Source organism: Actinomycetota bacterium (genome assembly GCA_035540895.1).
Lineage (GTDB): Bacteria > Actinomycetota > JAICYB01 > JAICYB01 > JAICYB01 > DATLFR01.
Genome location: DATLFR010000075.1, coordinates 22,462 through 39,137, shown reverse-complemented (window position 1 = coordinate 39,137; position 16,676 = coordinate 22,462). Strand labels below are relative to the sequence as shown.

The 16,676-nt window shown below is 71.1% G+C and carries 17 protein-coding genes and 2 tRNA genes; 12 read left to right on the top strand and 7 right to left on the bottom strand.

The window, feature by feature from the left end; genetic code table 11:
- Positions 1 to 14 precede the first annotated feature (14 nt).
- The 3 genes from VM840_04490 (at position 15) to VM840_04480 (ending at position 3,328) form a co-directional block, all read left to right on the top strand.
- Positions 15 to 2,762: an adenylate/guanylate cyclase domain-containing protein gene (locus VM840_04490; protein HVL80834.1), complete on the top strand. Its 2,748-nt coding sequence runs from the start codon at positions 15 to 17 to the stop codon at positions 2,760 to 2,762.
- Positions 2,763 to 2,817: 55 nt separating this feature from the next.
- Positions 2,818 to 2,892 (top strand) — tRNA-Gln (locus VM840_04485).
- Between the two features lie 46 nt (positions 2,893 to 2,938).
- The gene (locus VM840_04480) at positions 2,939 to 3,328 is read left to right on the top strand and encodes a DUF2237 domain-containing protein (protein ID HVL80833.1); all 390 of its coding nucleotides are present in this window, start codon (positions 2,939 to 2,941) and stop codon (positions 3,326 to 3,328) included.
- A gap of 3 nt (positions 3,329 to 3,331) precedes the next feature.
- Here the strand turns inward: VM840_04480 and VM840_04475 are convergent, their stop codons facing one another.
- The gene (locus VM840_04475; GenBank protein ID HVL80832.1) at positions 3,332 to 3,733 is read right to left on the bottom strand and encodes a hypothetical protein; all 402 of its coding nucleotides are present in this window, start codon (positions 3,731 to 3,733) and stop codon (positions 3,332 to 3,334) included.
- Between the two features lie 107 nt (positions 3,734 to 3,840).
- Between VM840_04475 and VM840_04470 the strand changes: the two genes are divergently transcribed.
- Together VM840_04470 and VM840_04465 are read left to right on the top strand one after the other, a co-directional pair.
- Positions 3,841 to 5,244: a hypothetical protein gene (locus VM840_04470; protein HVL80831.1), complete on the top strand. Its 1,404-nt coding sequence runs from the start codon at positions 3,841 to 3,843 to the stop codon at positions 5,242 to 5,244.
- 32 nt (positions 5,245 to 5,276) lie between these two features.
- Positions 5,277 to 5,963: an HNH endonuclease gene (locus VM840_04465; GenBank protein ID HVL80830.1), complete on the top strand. Its 687-nt coding sequence runs from the start codon at positions 5,277 to 5,279 to the stop codon at positions 5,961 to 5,963.
- Between the two features lie 7 nt (positions 5,964 to 5,970).
- Here VM840_04465 and VM840_04460 read toward each other — a convergent pair.
- A tRNA-Glu gene (locus tag VM840_04460) sits at positions 5,971 to 6,046 on the bottom strand.
- A gap of 119 nt (positions 6,047 to 6,165) precedes the next feature.
- On the opposite strand from VM840_04460, the gene VM840_04455 reads away from it, so the two are divergent.
- Positions 6,166 to 6,516, top strand: coding sequence for an HU family DNA-binding protein (locus VM840_04455; GenBank protein HVL80829.1), 351 nt, complete (start codon positions 6,166 to 6,168; stop codon positions 6,514 to 6,516).
- A gap of 65 nt (positions 6,517 to 6,581) precedes the next feature.
- Here the strand turns inward: VM840_04455 and VM840_04450 are convergent, their stop codons facing one another.
- The gene (locus tag VM840_04450; GenBank protein HVL80828.1) at positions 6,582 to 7,184 is read right to left on the bottom strand and encodes a hypothetical protein; all 603 of its coding nucleotides are present in this window, start codon (positions 7,182 to 7,184) and stop codon (positions 6,582 to 6,584) included.
- A gap of 112 nt (positions 7,185 to 7,296) precedes the next feature.
- Here VM840_04450 and VM840_04445 point away from each other — a divergent pair, with 112 nt between their 5' ends.
- From VM840_04445 to VM840_04430, 4 genes are read left to right on the top strand one after another with little or no spacing between them, the layout of a single operon-like run.
- Entirely contained in the window at positions 7,297 to 7,905 is a 609-nt protein-coding gene (locus VM840_04445; protein ID HVL80827.1) for a histidine kinase dimerization/phospho-acceptor domain-containing protein, read from the top strand.
- The gene (locus VM840_04440; GenBank protein HVL80826.1) at positions 7,896 to 8,543 is read left to right on the top strand and encodes a response regulator transcription factor; all 648 of its coding nucleotides are present in this window, start codon (positions 7,896 to 7,898) and stop codon (positions 8,541 to 8,543) included. Before VM840_04445 ends, VM840_04440 begins: the two co-directional genes overlap by 10 nt.
- 39 nt (positions 8,544 to 8,582) lie before the next feature.
- Positions 8,583 to 9,620, top strand: coding sequence for an HD domain-containing phosphohydrolase (locus VM840_04435; GenBank protein ID HVL80825.1), 1,038 nt, complete (start codon positions 8,583 to 8,585; stop codon positions 9,618 to 9,620).
- Between the two features lies 1 nt (position 9,621).
- A complete protein-coding gene (locus tag VM840_04430) occupies positions 9,622 to 10,686 on the top strand; it encodes a D-alanine--D-alanine ligase family protein (protein HVL80824.1) in 1,065 nt (354 codons plus the stop codon).
- Positions 10,687 to 10,690: 4 nt separating this feature from the next.
- Here the strand turns inward: VM840_04430 and VM840_04425 are convergent, their stop codons facing one another.
- Entirely contained in the window at positions 10,691 to 10,921 is a 231-nt protein-coding gene (locus tag VM840_04425; protein ID HVL80823.1) for an Lrp/AsnC ligand binding domain-containing protein, read from the bottom strand.
- A gap of 89 nt (positions 10,922 to 11,010) precedes the next feature.
- Between VM840_04425 and VM840_04420 the strand changes: the two genes are divergently transcribed.
- Positions 11,011 to 11,652, top strand: coding sequence for a phosphoribosyltransferase family protein (locus tag VM840_04420; GenBank protein ID HVL80822.1), 642 nt, complete (start codon positions 11,011 to 11,013; stop codon positions 11,650 to 11,652).
- Here the strand turns inward: VM840_04420 and VM840_04415 are convergent.
- Entirely contained in the window at positions 11,649 to 12,008 is a 360-nt protein-coding gene (locus VM840_04415) for a hypothetical protein (protein HVL80821.1), read from the bottom strand. The two genes, VM840_04420 and VM840_04415, sit on opposite strands and share 4 nt — an antisense overlap.
- A 148-nt stretch (positions 12,009 to 12,156) precedes the next feature.
- Here VM840_04415 and pckA point away from each other — a divergent pair, with 148 nt between their 5' ends.
- Entirely contained in the window at positions 12,157 to 13,737 is a 1,581-nt protein-coding gene (gene pckA, locus VM840_04410) for a phosphoenolpyruvate carboxykinase (ATP) (GenBank protein HVL80820.1), read from the top strand.
- On the opposite strand, the gene VM840_04405 is transcribed toward pckA, so the two are convergent.
- Complete coding sequence (locus tag VM840_04405; GenBank protein ID HVL80819.1) at positions 13,738 to 15,273, bottom strand: TrkH family potassium uptake protein; 1,536 nt, start codon at positions 15,271 to 15,273, stop codon at positions 13,738 to 13,740.
- Entirely contained in the window at positions 15,270 to 16,640 is a 1,371-nt protein-coding gene (trkA, locus tag VM840_04400; protein ID HVL80818.1) for a Trk system potassium transporter TrkA, read from the bottom strand. The genes VM840_04405 and trkA overlap by 4 nt, the downstream gene beginning before the upstream one ends.
- Positions 16,641 to 16,676 lie beyond the last annotated feature (36 nt).

Here is a 16,676-nt window from a genome sequence, read left to right as displayed (position 1 = left end):
GGGACGTGGAGCGGGTGAGAGAGCTTCCGAGCGGGACCGTCACCTTCCTGTTCTCCGATATGGAGGGGTCGACCCGGCTCGTCCAGGAGCTGGGGGAGGGCCCCTACGAGCGTGTCCTGCAGGCGTACATCGCCGTGCAGCGGCGGGCCATCGAAGGCAACGGCGGGCACGTGGTGAAGACGGAGGGGGACGGGGTATTCGCGTCCTTCGGCCGCCCCACCGATGCCCTGGCGGCGGCCGTCCAGGCCCAGCGCGAGGTGACGACGACCTCCTGGCCCGAGGGCGTCACGCTGCGCGTCCGGATGGGGATCCACACCGGCGAGGCGATCTCCGTCGACGACGACTACGTGGGTCTGGCCGTCCACGTGGCGGCCCGGATCGCCGCGGCCGCCCACGGAGGACAGGTGTTGGTCTCCCGGGCGACGGTGGAGCTCGCCCCGGGGGCCGATGTCTCCGACCTGGGCTCCCATCGCCTGAAGGACATCCTCGACACCGTCCAGCTCTACCAGCTCCAGCACGCGGACCTGAGGGCCGACTTCCCGCCGCCGCGCACGCTCACCGTCCTGCCGCACAACCTCCCGCTCCTGCCGACCACGTTCGTGGGCCGCGAGAAGCTGGAGCACGAGGTGGCGACGCTCCTCGGGTCCTGTCCCCTCGTGACCCTGCTCGGGCCCGGCGGGGTGGGGAAGACCCGGCTCGCCCTGCACGTGGCCTCGAGCGTTCTGCCGCGCTTCCGCGACGGCGCGTGGTTCAGCGAGCTGGGCAACGTCCGGGAGCCGGCCGCGGTGGCGGATGTCGTCGCCTCGGCCCTGTCGGTCCAGGGCGCGGCGTCGAAGGGTCCGGTGGAGGGGCTCGTGGAAGCGCTGAGGTCCAAGCACCTCCTCCTGGTCCTGGACAACTGCGAGCACGTCGTGGGGGCCGTGGCGGAGCTGGCCGCCCGCATCCTCGCGTCCTGTCCGGACGTGACCGTGCTCGCGACGAGCCGCGAGGCGCTGGCCGTCTCCGGGGAACGCTCCGTCACCGTCCCGCCTCTCGACGTCCCCGAGGAGAACGCTCCGCCTCAGCTGCTCGAGGGGTCGGCCGCCGTCTCCCTGTTCGCCGACCGGGCCCGGGCCGTGCGTCCGGGGTTCGAGCTGAGCGAGGCGAACGCGGCGGCTATCGTCGAGATCTGCAGGCGGCTGGACGGGGTGCCTCTGGCCATCGAGCTCGCCGCGGCGCGGGTGCGGTCCCTCAGCCCGGCCGATATCGCCAAGAGGCTCCGGGAACCCCTCCGACTGCTGGCCGAGGGGGGAGGCCGCGGCCGGGTCGAACGACACCAGACCCTGCGGGCCGCCATCGAATGGTCCTACGGCTTGCTGACCCATGAGGAGAGGGCGCTGTTCGAGAGGCTGTCGGTCTTCGCCGGGAGCTTCACGTTGGAAGCCGCCGAGGCGATCTGCGAGGGGGACGACGCCGTCGATCCCCTCGACGTCGTATCGCTTCTCGGGTCGCTCGTCGACAAATCGATGGTCGTGGTCACAGACGACGAGGAGACCTTCCGCTACAGCCTCCTGACCACACTGAGAGCCTTCGCTGCCGAACGTCTCGCTGCGGGAGACCCGGAGCCGGTCCGGAAGCGGTTCGCGTCGTACTACGCCGAGCTCGCCGAGCGCATCGCCAGCGGGCTGTGGGGTCCGGACGAGGCGCGATGGGCACGGGAGATCGCCGCTGAGATCGACAACCTGCGCGAGGCCCACGGATGGGCTACGACCACGGGACACGCGTCGCTCGCCCTGCGGATCACCACCGCGCTCGCCTGGCACATGCAGCTGAGCCTGAGGTTGGAGATCATCAGGTGGGCGGAGAGAACGATCGGGATGCCCGAGGCGCAGGGGGAGCCGCTACTCGCTCGCGCCTACGCCGTCGCCGCCGCCGGAGCGTCCACCCGTGGGGAGCTCGACCTGAGCCGCCGGTACTTCGAGCGTGGCTACGAGATCGTCCGAGAGGACGACATCGTCACCAGGATCCTGCTCAGGTGGGCCGCGACCGAGTACGACTTCTACCGCGGTGAGCTCGTCCCCCCACGCGAGCTGGACGACGACATAGAGATGGCGGGCCGGTCGAGCGAGACCACCCACCTGAAGCTGGCCCTCATGCAGGGGAAGGCTCTGATGCTGACGTACGCGCACCGCTTCGACGAGGCGAAGGTGCTCCTCGACGCTCTCGAGGAGCAGGTGCGCCACTCAGGGAACCCCTCGTCCCGCGCCTGGGTGCACTACACGCGGGGGGAGTGGCTGTTGGACCGCGACCCCGACGCTGCCATCAGACACCTGGAGTCGGCGGTCGAGCTCGCGACCCCGGTCGGGAACAAGCTGCTGGCGGGGGTGGCCCGGGTGTCGATCACCTCTCTGCGCGCGCGCCACGGCGATCCCGAGGAGGCCCTGAGGCCGTTCGGCGAGATCGTCAGGGACTTCATGAGAGCCGGCAACTGGCAGCACCTGTGGACGACCCTGCGCAACCTCGTCGAGCTCTTCGCCCGGTTGGGTGAGCTGGAGGCGGCGACCACTCTGCTCTCGGCCTCGGAGGCTCCGGACAACGCGCCACCCGTCTACGGCGACCACGCCACCCGGCTCGACGCACTCGCGCGCCGGGCTCGGGATGAGCTGGGGGACGAACGGTACGCGGCCGCGCGGTCGCGTGGTCAGGCGATGTCCCCGGGCGACGCGGTGGCCTTCGCGCTCGCGAGCATCGACGGCGCCGTCGCCCGCAGCGCCGAGCGCTGAGCCTCGGTGCCCCACCCGGCGGCATCCGATACATTGGTCGCGGTCTTGCGACCGATGGGCCGTAGTGCAATCGGCAGCACGCCAGGTTCTGGCCCTGGTAGTCGAGGTTCGAGTCCTCGCGGCCCAGCCATCTCGGCAGGATCCATACGGCCGCCGTGCGAGGGGATGGTGACCGGATGTCCGAGCGCAACGTCCTAGGGACAACCCTCGAGACGTGCAGCACCGACCCTCTCACCGGCTACTTCCGGGACGGGAGCTGCAACACCGGTCCCGACGACATCGGCAGTCACACGATCTGCGCGGTGATGACGGCCGAGTTCCTCGAGCACCAACGCCGCATCGGCAACGACCTCAGTACGCCCATGCCTCAGTACCGCTTCCCGGGGCTCGTTCCCGGCGACCGGTGGTGCGTGACGGCGCGGAACTGGCTGCGCGCGCACCACGACGGGGTGGCGGCGCCCGTCGTGCTCGCGTCGACCAACGAGCGGGTGCTTCAGCTCGTCGGTCTCGACGTCCTGAAGCAGCATGCGATCGACGTACCGGAGGACCCGAGCGACCTCGAGTGAGCTTCACTGGTCCCACGAGCTGTACCCGGCGGTGATGGCCACGGAGCGCACGAGCTCTCCGTCGTAGAGCAGCCAGTCGACCACCTCCACGTCACTGCGACCGAAGACGTGCCTGGCGGTCCTGAGCAGTTCGATGTCCTGCTCGCGGATGTCCGACACGCCCTCCGGCCGCAACGACATGAGGACGAGGCGGGCGACGTCCGGGTCGCTGTTGGTGACGCCGTTCGCCCAGTCCAGCGCGTCGTCGATCGTGTGGTGCTCCAGCGTGAAGACCGTCAGGTCGAGCACGCGCCCGTCGGCAGCCAGGGACGCGGCGGCGTGGGCGCGGTCGAACCGGCGGTGGATCGAGAACAGGGCCGAGCAGGCGTCGGAGAAACCCTGGATACGGAGTTCGTCGAGGCGCATGGCCTCCCCCTCTCATCCATGGGGAAGGCCGATGCGGGAAGTGGCGGGATGGTAGCGCGGGGCGACGACACGGCAGGGAGGAGCCTCCCGTCGGCGAGGTGATGCACATGGTCAGGTTGCGAGCGGTCGCGGTCGTCTGCGCGCTGGTGGCGGTCTCCCTCGCCGCCGGCCCGGCCCGCGCCCAGGTCACGGGACAGGACGCCGTCGACTCCTGCGTCTCCCACGCGGGAGCGCACGCCCCACGTCTGTGCCGCAGCGCTCAGTCCCTCGTCTGGATCTCGGCCGCCCTCTGCCGTTACGGCGGGGCCCCCCAGGACACGTGCCGGGCGGGCGACGGCCGGGACGTCTCCCCAGCCGCGGTCGAGGCGTACGAGGCTTCGTGGACGCACCGGGCCCTGACCCTGCAGCGGGCGCTGGACGACGAGATCCCGCTCCGGCATGCGCTCATCCCCGCCACCCACAACTCGTACAACTCCTTCGCGTACCCGCCGACGCTCTCCGGGTACGACGCGAACCACGTGCTCTCGATGACGGACCAGCTCCGCCTGGACATGCGCAGCCTCGAGCTGGACGTCCACTGGGCTCCCAGCGTGGAGGGGGACCCGGCGCAGGGCGGACGCGCACCGATCCTGTGTCACGGGCGCTCGGAGTCGGGACAGCACCCCGGCTGCACCGCCGAGCGTCACCTGCGCCACGGGCTCGCCGAGATCCGCGCGTGGCTCGACGCGAACCCCCACGAGTTCCTGCTCCTCTACATGGAGAACCACCTCGATGGGAGCCCCGCTGCGCACGCCGCGGCGGCGGCCGCCATCACGCACGAGCTCGGAGGGCTGGTGCGCCCGCCCGCGCAGCGGTGCGCTCCGCTCCCGATGGACATGTCGCGCGCGGAGATCGTCGCGGCCGGGCACCGCGTCGTGATGGTCGGCAACTGCGACCCGGCCGTGGCCGGGGAGTGGGGCTCCTTCGTGCACCTGCGCGGGCCGACCTGGCTCGAGGGGAACAGCGGGCCGGGAGACGGTTTCGACTGCGAGGCCGACCGTGCCCGCCGCGACTACGCGTCGAGCTTCATCCGGTACTACGACGGTGGCACCTGGCTGCAGGCGATGACCGGTGACGTCGGCGAGACGCCGCCTGCCGAGACCGCTCGCATGGTCGCGTGCGGCGTGAACCTCCTCGGCTTCGACCACCTCACCCCCGACGACCCGAGGCTGGACGCGGTCGTCTGGTCGTGGGCTCCCGGGGACCCTGCCGCGAGCGGTTGTGCCTACCGCGGGGGAGACGGGCGGTTCCGCAGCGACGGATGCGAGGAGCCGCGTCCGTACGTGTGCTTCGACGGGACGCATTGGTCCGTCACCGGTCCGGCGGGGTCCTGGGATCAGGGCGCGGAGGCCTGCGCGGCGGCCGGGACGGCGTTCTCGGTGCCTCGGACCGGATGGCAGAACGCACAGGTGCCGGCCGGTGAGGCGTGGGTGGCGTACCGGGAGACGGCCGGGAGCTGGACCGCGCACTGAGCCTGTCAGCCCGAAGCGTTACCATGGAACGCATGTTCTGTTCCATCCCGGCGTGCGACCGGGCCGTGTACTCCCGCGACCTGTGCCAGATGCACTACAAGAGATGGCTGCGGCACGGGGAGGCGGAGAGGGTGCTCCGGAACCGGCGGGGTCGGGGGGCCTGCCTCGTCCACGGGTGTTCGAAGAAGGTTGACGCGCGCGGCCTGTGTCACGGGCATCACCAACGGCTCATCCGCGGCAGCCAGCGCGGCCACGACGAGCCATTGAGGACCCATGGCCGCGAACGCATCTGCTCGGTCGCGACGTGCGGACGTCCCACCCACGGTCGCGGCCTCTGCAAGACGCACCACTCGCGTCTCTTGCGGTACGGCGACGTCATGGCCCACAAGCCCATCAGGGCGGTTGGAGGCACCGGGCACATCCATCACGGGTACCGGGAGGTGCCGGTCCCGCCGGAGCTGCGGCATCTCACGAACGGTCGGACCCCCTACCCCGAGCATCGCCTCGTCATGGCGGCCGCGCTCGGTCGTCCACTGACCGCTCGTGAGTCGGTCCATCATCGCAACGGCATCCGGACGGACAACCGCCTCGAGAACCTCGAGTTGTGGTGCCGGTGGCAACCGTCGGGTCAGAGGGTGGAGGACCTGATCGAGTCCGCCCATAGGCTCATCGAGCGCTACGGGCGGCTACGCGAGGAGGAGGACTCCGACCTCACGTAGTCGCACCTGGAGGCCCCGAGGGGATTCGAACCCCCGCCGCTGCCTTGAGAGGGCAGTGTCCTAGGCCGCTAGACGACGGGGCCGCCGTTCGCGGTAAAGGGTACCGCATCCCGTCGCGACCGAGGCGTGAGAGGCTCGCATCGGCGGCTCCCATGCGGTTATCGTTTGCCGTCGACGGCACAGCCCAACGCAAGGAGGGATCTTGAACAAGAGCGATCTCATCTCCCGCGTCTCGATGGACGCGAACCTGAGCCGACGCGACGCGACCTCCGCGGTCGAGTCGCTGCTCAACGCGATCCAGGGCGCGGTCGCCCGCGGGGACAGGGTCTCCATCCCCGGCTTCGGCACGTTCGAGCGCCGCAACCGCGCGGCCCGGACGGCGCGCAACCCTCAGACGGGCGAGACGATCAAGGTGAAGGCCTCGAAGGTCCCGGCGTTCAAGGCGGGTCAGGGCTTCAAGGACACGGTCAGCGGCACCAAGAAGAGCGCCGGCGGCAAGGCGGCCCCGAAGAAGGCGGCGAAGCCGAAGGCCAAGGCGAAGGCGAAGCGCTAGCACGGACCCGGATCGCCGCGCCGGGCCCCCTGGAGGGGCCCGGCGCTCTCATGTCCGGCGCGGGGTCACGCAAGGGGCGAAGGCGGCCGCGCGCCCCCGTCGAGCGACCATCCCCGTAGGGCGGGCGCTCGAGCGATGGCGCTCGTGAGGGCCGCGCGATCGTCGAGGTCGCGGTCGAGCCCGTCCACCTCGACGACGCGGGTGCGTAGGCGCTCCTGGTGCGCCAGCCACGCGTGGGCGAGGGCGGAGCGGGGTCCGAACGCGGTCCGGACCGGCCTCCGCATGAGCAGGGCTCCCGTGCCGCCGTCGGCGGTCCGGGCGACGACGACGTCGCCTTGCTCGGCCAAGACCTCCTCCACCGACCGGGCCGTCGCGTAGGGGAGGTCGGCCGCCACGACGAGGACGGGCCGGCCCAGGCTCGCGATCAACCGGTCCAGCGCGCCGTTGATGGTGGGTCCCTCGTCGCGCACGACCTCGATCCTGTGACCGATGTCCAGCTCGCCGAGGCACAGCACCAGCGTCTCGAGTCCGGCCTCGAGGAGGCACCCCACGACGTGCGATGCGAGCACGACGGTGAGCCGTCCGCGATCGGCCGCGGATAGGACGGACGCCAGCCGCTGCTTGGGCGCGACCGTCCGGACGGGGACCACGGCCACGGGGTCGGACATGTGGGAAGGATAGGCGCCCGGGCGGTGCTCCGAGGACCCCCGCCGACCGGACTACCCGGACCACCCGCGGGGACCATCGAACGCGGCCACCCTGCGGACCTACGGTGGCGAGGTGACGACGGATGCGGCGGCCCCCCTCGATCCCGCGGTGCGAGATGCTCTCGCGGCGTTGGTGCGCGAGCTCGCGCACGAGCTCCGGAACCCGCTCGCTTCCATGCAGGGATGCGCTCAGACCCTCGCCGACCGCGGGGACGATCTGCCCGCTTCGACGAGGACCGGGCTCGCCCACGTGGTCGTCAGGCATGCCCACCGCCTGGACTGGCTGATGGGCGCCCTGCTGGCGCTCGCCCGGCTCCCGGACGGCCTAGAGCGCGAGGTCGATCTCGCGGCGATAGCCGAGGCGGCCGGCGAGCTGGCCGGTGTTCCCGTGCACGTCCACCGCTCGCAGACGGTCGCGGGTGTCGAGGGACGGATCAGGCTGGCCGTCGAGGCGGTCGTGCTCGCGCTCGCCTCGGACGGGTGCGCGGCGTGGGTGGACGGAGAGGAGGTCACCGTCCGTGCACCCGGATCCGACGCGTACGGAGGCGGGCGCGCGTGGAAGCTCGCCCTCGCCGAGACGATCGTTCGGCACGACGGAGGATCGCTGCACGTGGAGGGTTCGCCCGGGAACGTGGAGGTGGTTCTGCGGTTCGCGCCCGACGGGGACCCCCGATGCGGGTGATGATCGTCGACGACCACGAGATCGTCCGCGAGGGGATGCGGCTCATGGTCGGGCAGGTGCCGTGGGCGGTGATCGTGGGCGAGGCCGCGACGGGGGCGGAGGCGGTGGCCGCGGCGCCGGAGCTTGATCCGGACGTGATCCTCATGGACGTCGAGATGCCCGGGATGAGCGGGATAGACGCGATCCGTAGGCTCCGCGACGAGATGCCCGAGGTGCGGGCGCTCGTGCTCACCGTGCACGACGGCGAGGAGGTCATCTACGACGCGGTCGACGCGGGGGCCGCCGGGTACCTCCCCAAGTCATCGAGCGCGGATCAGATCCGTGAGGCCCTCGAGGCGCTGCACGCGGGCGGGTCGTACCTCCCGCCCGACGCGGCCGCCAAGGCCATGCGCACGATCGTGCGTCGCGCCCGATCGATCGTCGACGCGTCCCGCGGCGCGGCGTCGGCCACGCCCCGTGAACGCGAGATCATCGACCTGCTCTGCCGCGGGTGGTCCGCCCGGCGGATCGCCGGACGGCTCGGGATAAGCGAGAGGACGGTGCACACCCACATCCGCCGCATCTACCGACGCCTGAAGGTGAAGAACCGCGCCGAGGCGGTGCGCGAGTCCATCCGGCTCGGACTCGTCGCTCCCTAGCGCCGTGCGGGGCGGCGCGGGAGCCGCCATGCTGTTGGGGTGCGGGTCGTCGTTGTCTCCCACGATCTCGAAGCGGCGGAGTGGCTGGGGTCGGTGCTCAGGTCGGCCGGACTCTCCGTCGTCATCCTCCCTACCCCCGACCCGCGGTCACCCGAGCTCGAGATCTCGGAGCTCCTGGTCGCGGACCGCGATGCCGCGGCCGCGCTCGGTTCCGCCGGTCCGGCCAAGCGGATCCTGCTCGTCCCTCGGGGCCAGACGGTCGACCTGGCCACGGCGATGGGCGGAGGGTTCGGCGACCTGATCGTGGTCCCCAGCCCAGAGGACGACGTGCTGGCGAAGGTAGCGCGCGTGCTCGACCACTTCCTCAAGCCGGCTCCGGCGTCCGGACCGTCCGAGTCGCAGATCGCCGAGCTCACGGATGTCGTGGAGCGGGTGGTGGAGGCGCTTCGATCGGCGGGGGACGGGCAGCGGTCCGACGCGCTCCGCCTCGCCGAGGGGATGCTGTCCGTGTTCAGCCTCCTGATCGACTCCCACGAGACGGGCGCACGCCGCACGCCCGGTCACTCGCGACGGACCGGCGCGATCGTTCGGGAGGCGGCGAAGAAGCTGAGCCTGCCCGACGTAGAGGTCGGGTGGCTCGAGCTGGCCGGGCGGCTCCAGGACCTCGGCCTGGTCGTCCTCGACCTGCCGCTGGGTACCTCGGCTCCGCTTGAGCTAGAGATCCGCCGCGCGATGATGCGCCACCCGCGGATCTCGTCGGACATCCTGGCTCCCCTGGGCCCCTGGGGTCTGCCGGTGGCGGCGATCGCCGGGCACCACGAGCGACCCGATGGTTCGGGCTACCCCGCCGGGCTCAAGGGGGACGAGGTCTCCCTGGAGACCCAGATCCTCGGGGCGAGCGACGTTTACGAGGCTCTCGTCTCGGACAGGCCCTGGCGGCGGGCCGAAGAACCGTCCGCCGCGATCGAGGCACTCGGGAGGATGGGGTTCGCGCCGGATGTCGTCGACGCGGTGAGGGCGTCGGGCAACGCGATCGGACCGGGCGGGAGGCTCGTCCTGCCCCCGGAGACCGCTTGAGATGCGGGTCCTGGTCCTGTTCGGAGGCCGGTCCGGCGAGCACGAGGTGTCCGTGGTGTCCGCCCGCGCCGTCCTGGACGCGGTCCGGTCGCTCGGTCACGAGGGCGTACCGGTCGGGATCACCCGCGACGGGGCCTGGGTCCGGTGCGACCCAGCCGAGATCGATCGCGTGCCGCCGGGAGGGGAGCCTTTCGATCTCGTGCCGGACCCGACCCGGGACCACGGGGTCGACGTGGCCTGGCCGGTGATGCACGGTCCGTACGGGGAGGACGGGTGCGTGCAGGGTCTGTTCGAGCTGGCCGACGTCCCCTACGTGGGGGCGGGCGTCCAGGGCTCGGCCGCCGGTATGGACAAGGTGACCCAGAAGGTGATGTTCCGCGCCGCCGGGCTCCCCGTCGTCGACCACGTGGCGTTCCGCGACACGCAGTGGCGCAGGGACCGGGATGGCGTACGCGGGCAGATCGCCGCGCTCGGGCTCCCGGTCTTCGTGAAACCCTCGCGCTTGGGGTCGAGCGTCGGGATATCGAAGGTGGCACAACCCGGCGAGCTCGACGACGCCGTCGCACGCGCGCTCACCCACGACGCGCTCGTGATCGTCGAGGCGGCGGGTGGACCCCGCGAGCTAGAGATCGGACTGATCGAGTCGGGGAGCGAGCTGATGGCGTCGGTGGTGGGCGAGGTCGTGCCGGACGGGGAGTTCTACGACTACCGAGCCAAGTACCGCGGCACTTGGACGCAGATCAGCATCCCGGCCGATATCCCCTCTCCTGTGGCGGACCGCATCGCCGACCTCGCAGCGCGCGCCTTCCGGACGATCGACTGCGCCGGGATGGCGCGGGTCGACTTCTTCTGGGACCCCGCCTCCGAGCGGCTCCTGCTGAACGAGATCAACACGCTCCCGGGGATAACCCCGTCGAGCATGTTCCCGATGCTGTGGGAGGCGACCGGGCGGCCCTTCACCGAGGTCGTCGCCCTCCTGCTCGACCACGCCCTCGAGCGGCACCTGCGCAAGCAGGAGCTGGAGGCCGCCCGAGCGGCCGCGCACGACGACGAGGTCGGCGTCTGAGGGCCTACAGGTGGACGATCGGACAGGTCAGGGTGCGGGTGATGCCCTCGACCTTCTGGATCTCCGAGACGACGAGCTTGCCGAGGTCGTCGACGGTCTCCGCCTGAGCGCGCACGATCACGTCGTACGGCCCGGTGACATCCTCGGCCGACGTCACCCCGGCGAGCCTGGACGCCGCCTCGGCCACCGAGGCCGCCTTGCCCACCTCGGTCTGGATCAGGATGTAGGCTTCCACCGCCACGGCCCAGCTCCTTTCGTCGTCTCCCGGTGCAGTGGAGGCTAGCCGTAGCGGGAGACGCGCCGCAACCGCGGTAGGGTCGACCGATGGAGGGTGAGCTCCCCTTCCGGGACCGTGCGCAGGCCGGGACCGCCTTGATCGCTCCGTTGATAGCGCTCGGACCGCGCGACCCACTCGTCCTCGCGGTCCCGCGCGGGGGGATACCGGTGGCCCGCATCCTCGCCGACCACCTGGACGCCCCCCTCGACGTCATCGTCGTCCGGAAGGTCGGCGCGCCGTCCAACCCCGAGCTCGCGATCGGCGCCGTCGGGACGGTGGGGGAGCCGGTGGTCGATGCGGACCTGGTGGCCAGGCTTCATATCGGTCGGGACTACCTCGAGCGGGAGATCGCGGACCAGCGCGCGGAGGCGCTCCGCCGGCAGGCCGCCCTCCGGGGCGACGGGCCCCCGACCCCGCGATGGGACGGGGACGTCGTGGTAGTCGACGACGGGATCGCGACGGGCCGGACCGCGGAGGCGGCCGCGCGCCTGCTGAGACCGGGGACGGGCGGGCGCCTCCTCCTAGCCGTCCCCGTCGCGCCGCGCGCGGGCGTCGAACGGATGCAGACGGTCTTCGACGAGGTGGCCTGTCCGTACACGCCCGAGCCCTACTACGCGGTAGGGCAGTGGTACGAGGACTTCCGGCAGGTCGAGGAGGATGAAGCTAGGAGCCTGCTGACCCGCGGCTAGTCCGTACGCGGATCCTCGGTCGCCTCCGTCTTCGACGGGGCCTCCACGGCCTCCTCCGCCGCCGAAGGGGCCTCGGTGTCCGTGGCCGCGGGCATCTGGTCGACGGCGGTCTCGCCCGATCGGTGGGCGTCGTGGTCGTGATGGTCGTCGGGGGCCTGTCCCAGACGTGGGCGGGGCCCGACGCCGCGTCCGGTCACCGCCGTGAAGAAGATGACGAGCACGAGGACGGCCACCAGCGAGACGAACGTGACCCACGCCGCGCGAGCCGGGGGCGCGGGCTGCGTCTGTGCAGCGGCGGGCGTTTGAGCCAGCAGGGACAAGCCCGTAGTGACGAGGGCCAGGATCAGCGATCGCATCGCGAACAGCCTGCGGGCGGCGGCCTCCTGCGGTCAAACCGGCCGACTGGTCGCCCCCTCGACCGTTGGATACCCTTATCGCGTTCGCACCCGGGGGCGCGTGCGGACCCGACCGATAGGAGGTTCTCCGTTGAACGCATCCCGGGCCCTGCGCAGCCGGTACGGGTTGGAGCTGCAGGGGCTCGCCGACGGCCCTCCGACGCATTGGAACCTGCCGCCGGCCGCGCTCATCGAGAGGGCGGTCGCGCGCGGAGAGGGCGTGCTCACCTCGGAGGGCGCGTTCTGCGCGGTCACCGCCCCCTACACGGGGCGCTCCCCCGGGGACAAGTTCGTCGTCCGGGAGCCCTCGAGCGAGGAGCGGGTCTGGTGGGGGAAGGTCAACCAGGAGATCGACGAGGCCTCCTACGAGCGGCTGCGTCAGAAGGTGGTCGACCGACTGAACTCCGCGGAGCGGTTCGTGCTCGACTGCCACGTGGGCGCCGACCCCCGGTACCGGGTACCCCTGCGCGTCGTCTCCGAGTTCGCCTGGGCGACGCTGTTCGCGCGCAACATGTTCATCCCGCCTCCCGCCTCCGAGCTGGAGGACCACAGCCCGAGCTTCACGGTCCTGCACGCCCCCTCGGCCAAGGCCGACCCGGCCGTGGACGGCACCAACTCCGAGGTCTTCGTCATCCTGAACCTCGGACGGCGCGAGGTGATCATCGGCGGCACGTCGTACGCGGGCGAGATCAAGAAGTCGATGTTCACGGTGATGAACTACCTCCTCCCGCTGCAGGACGTGTTCCCGATGCACTGCTCGGCCAACATGGCACCGGACGGCACGACGGCTGTGTTCTTCGGGCTGTCCGGGACGGGCAAGACGACCCTCTCCTCCGATCCCACGCGCACGCTGATCGGAGACGACGAGCACGGGTGGTCCGACCATGGGGTGTTCAACTTCGAGGGCGGGTGCTACGCGAAGGTGATCCGGCTCTCCGAGAGCGGGGAGCCGGAGATCTATGCCACCACGCGCAGGTTCGGCACCATCCTCGAGAACGTGGTCGTCGACCCGGTCACCCGGTCGATCGACCTCGACGACGCCTCGATCACCGAGAACACGCGCGGGTCGTACCCGATCGCTTTCATACCCAACGTCACCCTCGAGGGGGTCGGGGCGCACCCTGCCGACGTGGTCTTCCTGACCGCCGACGCGTTCGGCGTGCTGCCGCCCATCTCGAGGCTCACCGTCGAGCAGGCGCGCTACTGGTTCCTGTCCGGATACACGGCGAAGGTCGCGGGCACGGAGAGGGGAGTGACTGAGCCCGAGGCCACGTTCTCCGTCTGCTTCGGGGCTCCCTTCCTCCCGCTCCCTCCCCACGTCTACTCGAAGATGCTGGGGGAGAAGCTGACGAAGCACGGCTCCCGCGTCTGGCTCGTCAACACGGGCTGGACGGGGGGTCCGTACGGGGTGGGTCACCGCATGTCGCTCCCACACACACGCGCGCTGCTGCGCGCAGCGCTGGAGGGCAAGCTCGACGAGGTGCAGACCACCACCGACCCGGTCTTCGGCCTCGAGGTCCCGATGACGTGTCCGCATGTCCCGTCGGAGGTGCTCGTCCCGCGCGAGGCATGGGCGGATCGAGCGGCCTACGACGAGCAGGCTTCGAAGCTGGCCGGGATGTTCAAGGAGAACTTCGAGCGGTACGCGGACGGCGTGGCGGAGGAGGTCCGGAGCGCCGGACCCGCCTGATCAGCGGATCCGGCCCATCCTGAGCCTTCGGACCCGGTCGTCGATCACCCGGTAGACCGGTACGACGCCTAACAGGACCGGGAATATCTCGAGCCGGCCGATCAGCATCAGCAACGCGAGCGTCACCCGCGCCACCGGGTCGAGGACGGCGAAGGTCTGCGTCGGTCCGACCGCGCCCAACCCCGGGCCCACGTTGCCGATCGACGAGGCGGCTGCGGAGATCGAGGTGACCATGTCCTCCCCGGTGGCGGCGACCACGAAGGTGGCCGCGGCGCCGGCCGCCATGAACAGCCCGAAGAACCCGATCGTCCGCGCGACGACGTCCTCGCGCACCACCTCGTTCCCCATCCGCACGACGTTCACGCTGCGCGGGTGGAGCTGGTGAACGATCTGCCGGCGGGCGTACGCGAGGATGGCCAGCAGTCGGTACACCTTGAACCCGCCCGCGGTCGACCCCGTCATCCCCCCCAGCCCCATCCCGAACAGCAGCATGAGCTGCAACGGGGGAGCCCAGATCGCGAAGTCGTCGGTCCCGTACCCGGTAGTGGAGATGACGGTGAGGACGGAGAAGATCGAGCCGCGCACCAGATCGTGCGCCCACCCTTCGGTGACTGCCCGCCAACCGACGGCGATCGCGATGAAGGTGAGGACGATGGCCACGTAGGCCGCGGCCTCCATCGACCTCAGGAACGCGGCAGGGCGCCCGCGCAGCATCCGCCAGTACAACGCGAAGCTCCCGGCGGCCAGGAACATGCCGACGATCGCGACCCATTCGACGGCCGCCGACCCGAAGTGGGCCAGGGAGGCGTCGTGGGTGGAGAACCCCCCTGTGGACACGGTGGTGAAGGAGTGATTGACCGCGTCGAGGGGGGACATCCCCGCCGCGAGGTACGCGGCGATCATGACGAACGTGAGCCCGAGGTAGAGCAGCCAGAGCCGCCGCGCGGTCTCCCGGACCCGAGGCACGAGCCGTTCCGAGGATGGACCCGGAGCCTCTGCCTCCATGAGCGAGAGCCCACCGACCCCGAGGAACGGCAGGACGGCAACGGCGAGGACGATGACCCCCATCCCCCCGAACCACTGCGTCATCGACCTCCAGAACAAGATCCCCGACGGCAGCTCATCGAGGCCGGAGAGGGTGGTGGCCCCCGTGGTCGTGAACCCGGCTATCGACTCGAACAGCGCGTCGTGCCACGCGCTGAGGGTGCCCGTCACGATGTAAGGGATGGCGCCCGCGATCGAGAGGACCACCCAAGCGGTCAGCACCGCCGCGTAGATGGAGGCGATGGGGAGACGGGCGGGCGGCCGGGTGAACCTCCAGACCGCGAACCCAGGGAGCGCCAGGCCGAGCCCGGTCAAGCCCAGCCGCACTGCGTGCGGTCCACCGGTCACCGCGTCCACGACGGCGCTCACCACGATCCCCACGCCAACGACCCCGAGGACGAGTCCCGACACGTGGGCGACGGCTCGCTCCCGCTTCTCGAAGCGCGCGTCGGGCGCGAAGCCCCCCGAAGGACGCCTCGAGAGCAGTCTCACGACGCGCCGAAGATGCGGTGGACCTGGGGAACGGCCTTCGGGAGGGCGAAGACGATCACCCGGTCCTGGTCGTGCAGCCGGGTCCGTCCCCGGGCGATCTCGGCGTTGCCGCCGCGTATCACCATCCCGATGAGGACGTCCTTCGGGAGGGGGAGCTCGGCCACGAGCGCGCCGTCCGCCATGCTGCCCTCCCGTACGTCGACCTCGAGCACCTCGGCCTCACCCTCGAGGAAGGTCATCACCGACGAGACCTCGCCGCCGCGCACGTACCGCAGCACGGCGTTCGCGATCGCGGTGCGCGGAGAGAGGGCGGCGTCGATGCCTATCGACCGCAGCAAAGGAAGCAGGGACAGGCGGTGGGCGACCGCGATCGTCTCCTTCGCCCCCGCCGCCTTCGCGAACAGGCAGGCCAGGATGTTGGCGTCGTCCTCACCCGTGAGGGCGACGACGACGTCCGCCTTGGAGACGCCCTCGTCGGTGAGCAGGTCCGAGTCGGTGATCTCGCCCTGCAGCACCAGCGTCCGCTCGAGGCGCCTCGCGAGCTCCTCCGCTCGGGCCGGCTTGCGCTCGATGATCACCGGCGCGACACCGCGCCGCTCCAGCCGCTCGGCGAGGATGCGCCCGGTGTGGCCCCCACCGAGCAGCATGACGTGCCTGGGCAGGTCCCGGGCCAGCCCCAGCAGTCGCAGGAGCTGACGGCGGCCGCGCTGGTTGCACACGACGCGGAGGTGGTCGTCCGCCTCGAGCCGCACGTCCTCGCGGGCGATGATCGTCTGTCCGCGGCGCGTCACTACACCGATCAGGAAGTCCCAATGGGGCTCGTGCTCACGGGCGAGGTCGTGCAGCGTCCGGCCGACCGCCGGCGCGTCGGGCGGGAGCCGGGCGCCGAGGACCATCACCTCGCCACCGACCATCCGGAAGATCTCGCTCGCACCGGGGAACTGCAACAGCTCGAAGATCTCCTCGGCGGTCTCCTGGTCGGGGTCGATGACGCGGTCGACCCCCATGGCCTTCCGCAGACGGCTGGCGTCGGTCCCGCGCAGGTCGTCGCTCTCGAGGCGGACGATCGTCGTAGCCGAGCTGAGCTGCTTCGCGATCATCGAGGCCACGAGGTTGGTCTCGTCGTCGTCGCTAACCGCGACCAGCAGCGAGGCCCGGTCTATCCCGGCGGCCGCCAGCGTCACGGGGCTCGAGCCCGACCCCTGGACGGTGAGAGCGTCGAGCACCTCGTCGGCCTCGGCTATCCGGTCGCGGTCGAGGTCGATGAGGGCGACGTCGTGCCCCTCCCGGCTCAACCGGTCGGCCACGTACATCCCGACCTCGCCCGCTCCCACGATCACCACATGCATGACCTCAGTATCGGTCACGCGCGGCCCGACGACAGGGCGGTCGGGCCGGTTAGC

Bases quoted from the DNA above. Each gene is read 5' to 3' on its own strand.
- VM840_04475 (HVL80832.1), bottom strand. From the start codon at position 3,733: ATGCGCCTCGACGAACTCCGTATCCAGGGTTTCTCCGACGCCTGCTCG.
- VM840_04470 (HVL80831.1), top strand. From the start codon at position 3,841: ATGGTCAGGTTGCGAGCGGTCGCGGTCGTCTGCGCGCTGGTGGCGGTC.
- VM840_04430 (HVL80824.1), top strand. From the start codon at position 9,622: ATGCGGGTCCTGGTCCTGTTCGGAGGCCGGTCCGGCGAGCACGAGGTG.
- VM840_04415 (HVL80821.1), bottom strand. From the start codon at position 12,008: ATGCGATCGCTGATCCTGGCCCTCGTCACTACGGGCTTGTCCCTGCTG.
- VM840_04450 (HVL80828.1), bottom strand. From the start codon at position 7,184: ATGTCCGACCCCGTGGCCGTGGTCCCCGTCCGGACGGTCGCGCCCAAG.
- VM840_04420 (HVL80822.1), top strand. From the start codon at position 11,011: ATGGAGGGTGAGCTCCCCTTCCGGGACCGTGCGCAGGCCGGGACCGCC.
- VM840_04480 (HVL80833.1), top strand. From the start codon at position 2,939: ATGTCCGAGCGCAACGTCCTAGGGACAACCCTCGAGACGTGCAGCACC.
- VM840_04440 (HVL80826.1), top strand. From the start codon at position 7,896: ATGCGGGTGATGATCGTCGACGACCACGAGATCGTCCGCGAGGGGATG.
- VM840_04465 (HVL80830.1), top strand. From the start codon at position 5,277: ATGTTCTGTTCCATCCCGGCGTGCGACCGGGCCGTGTACTCCCGCGAC.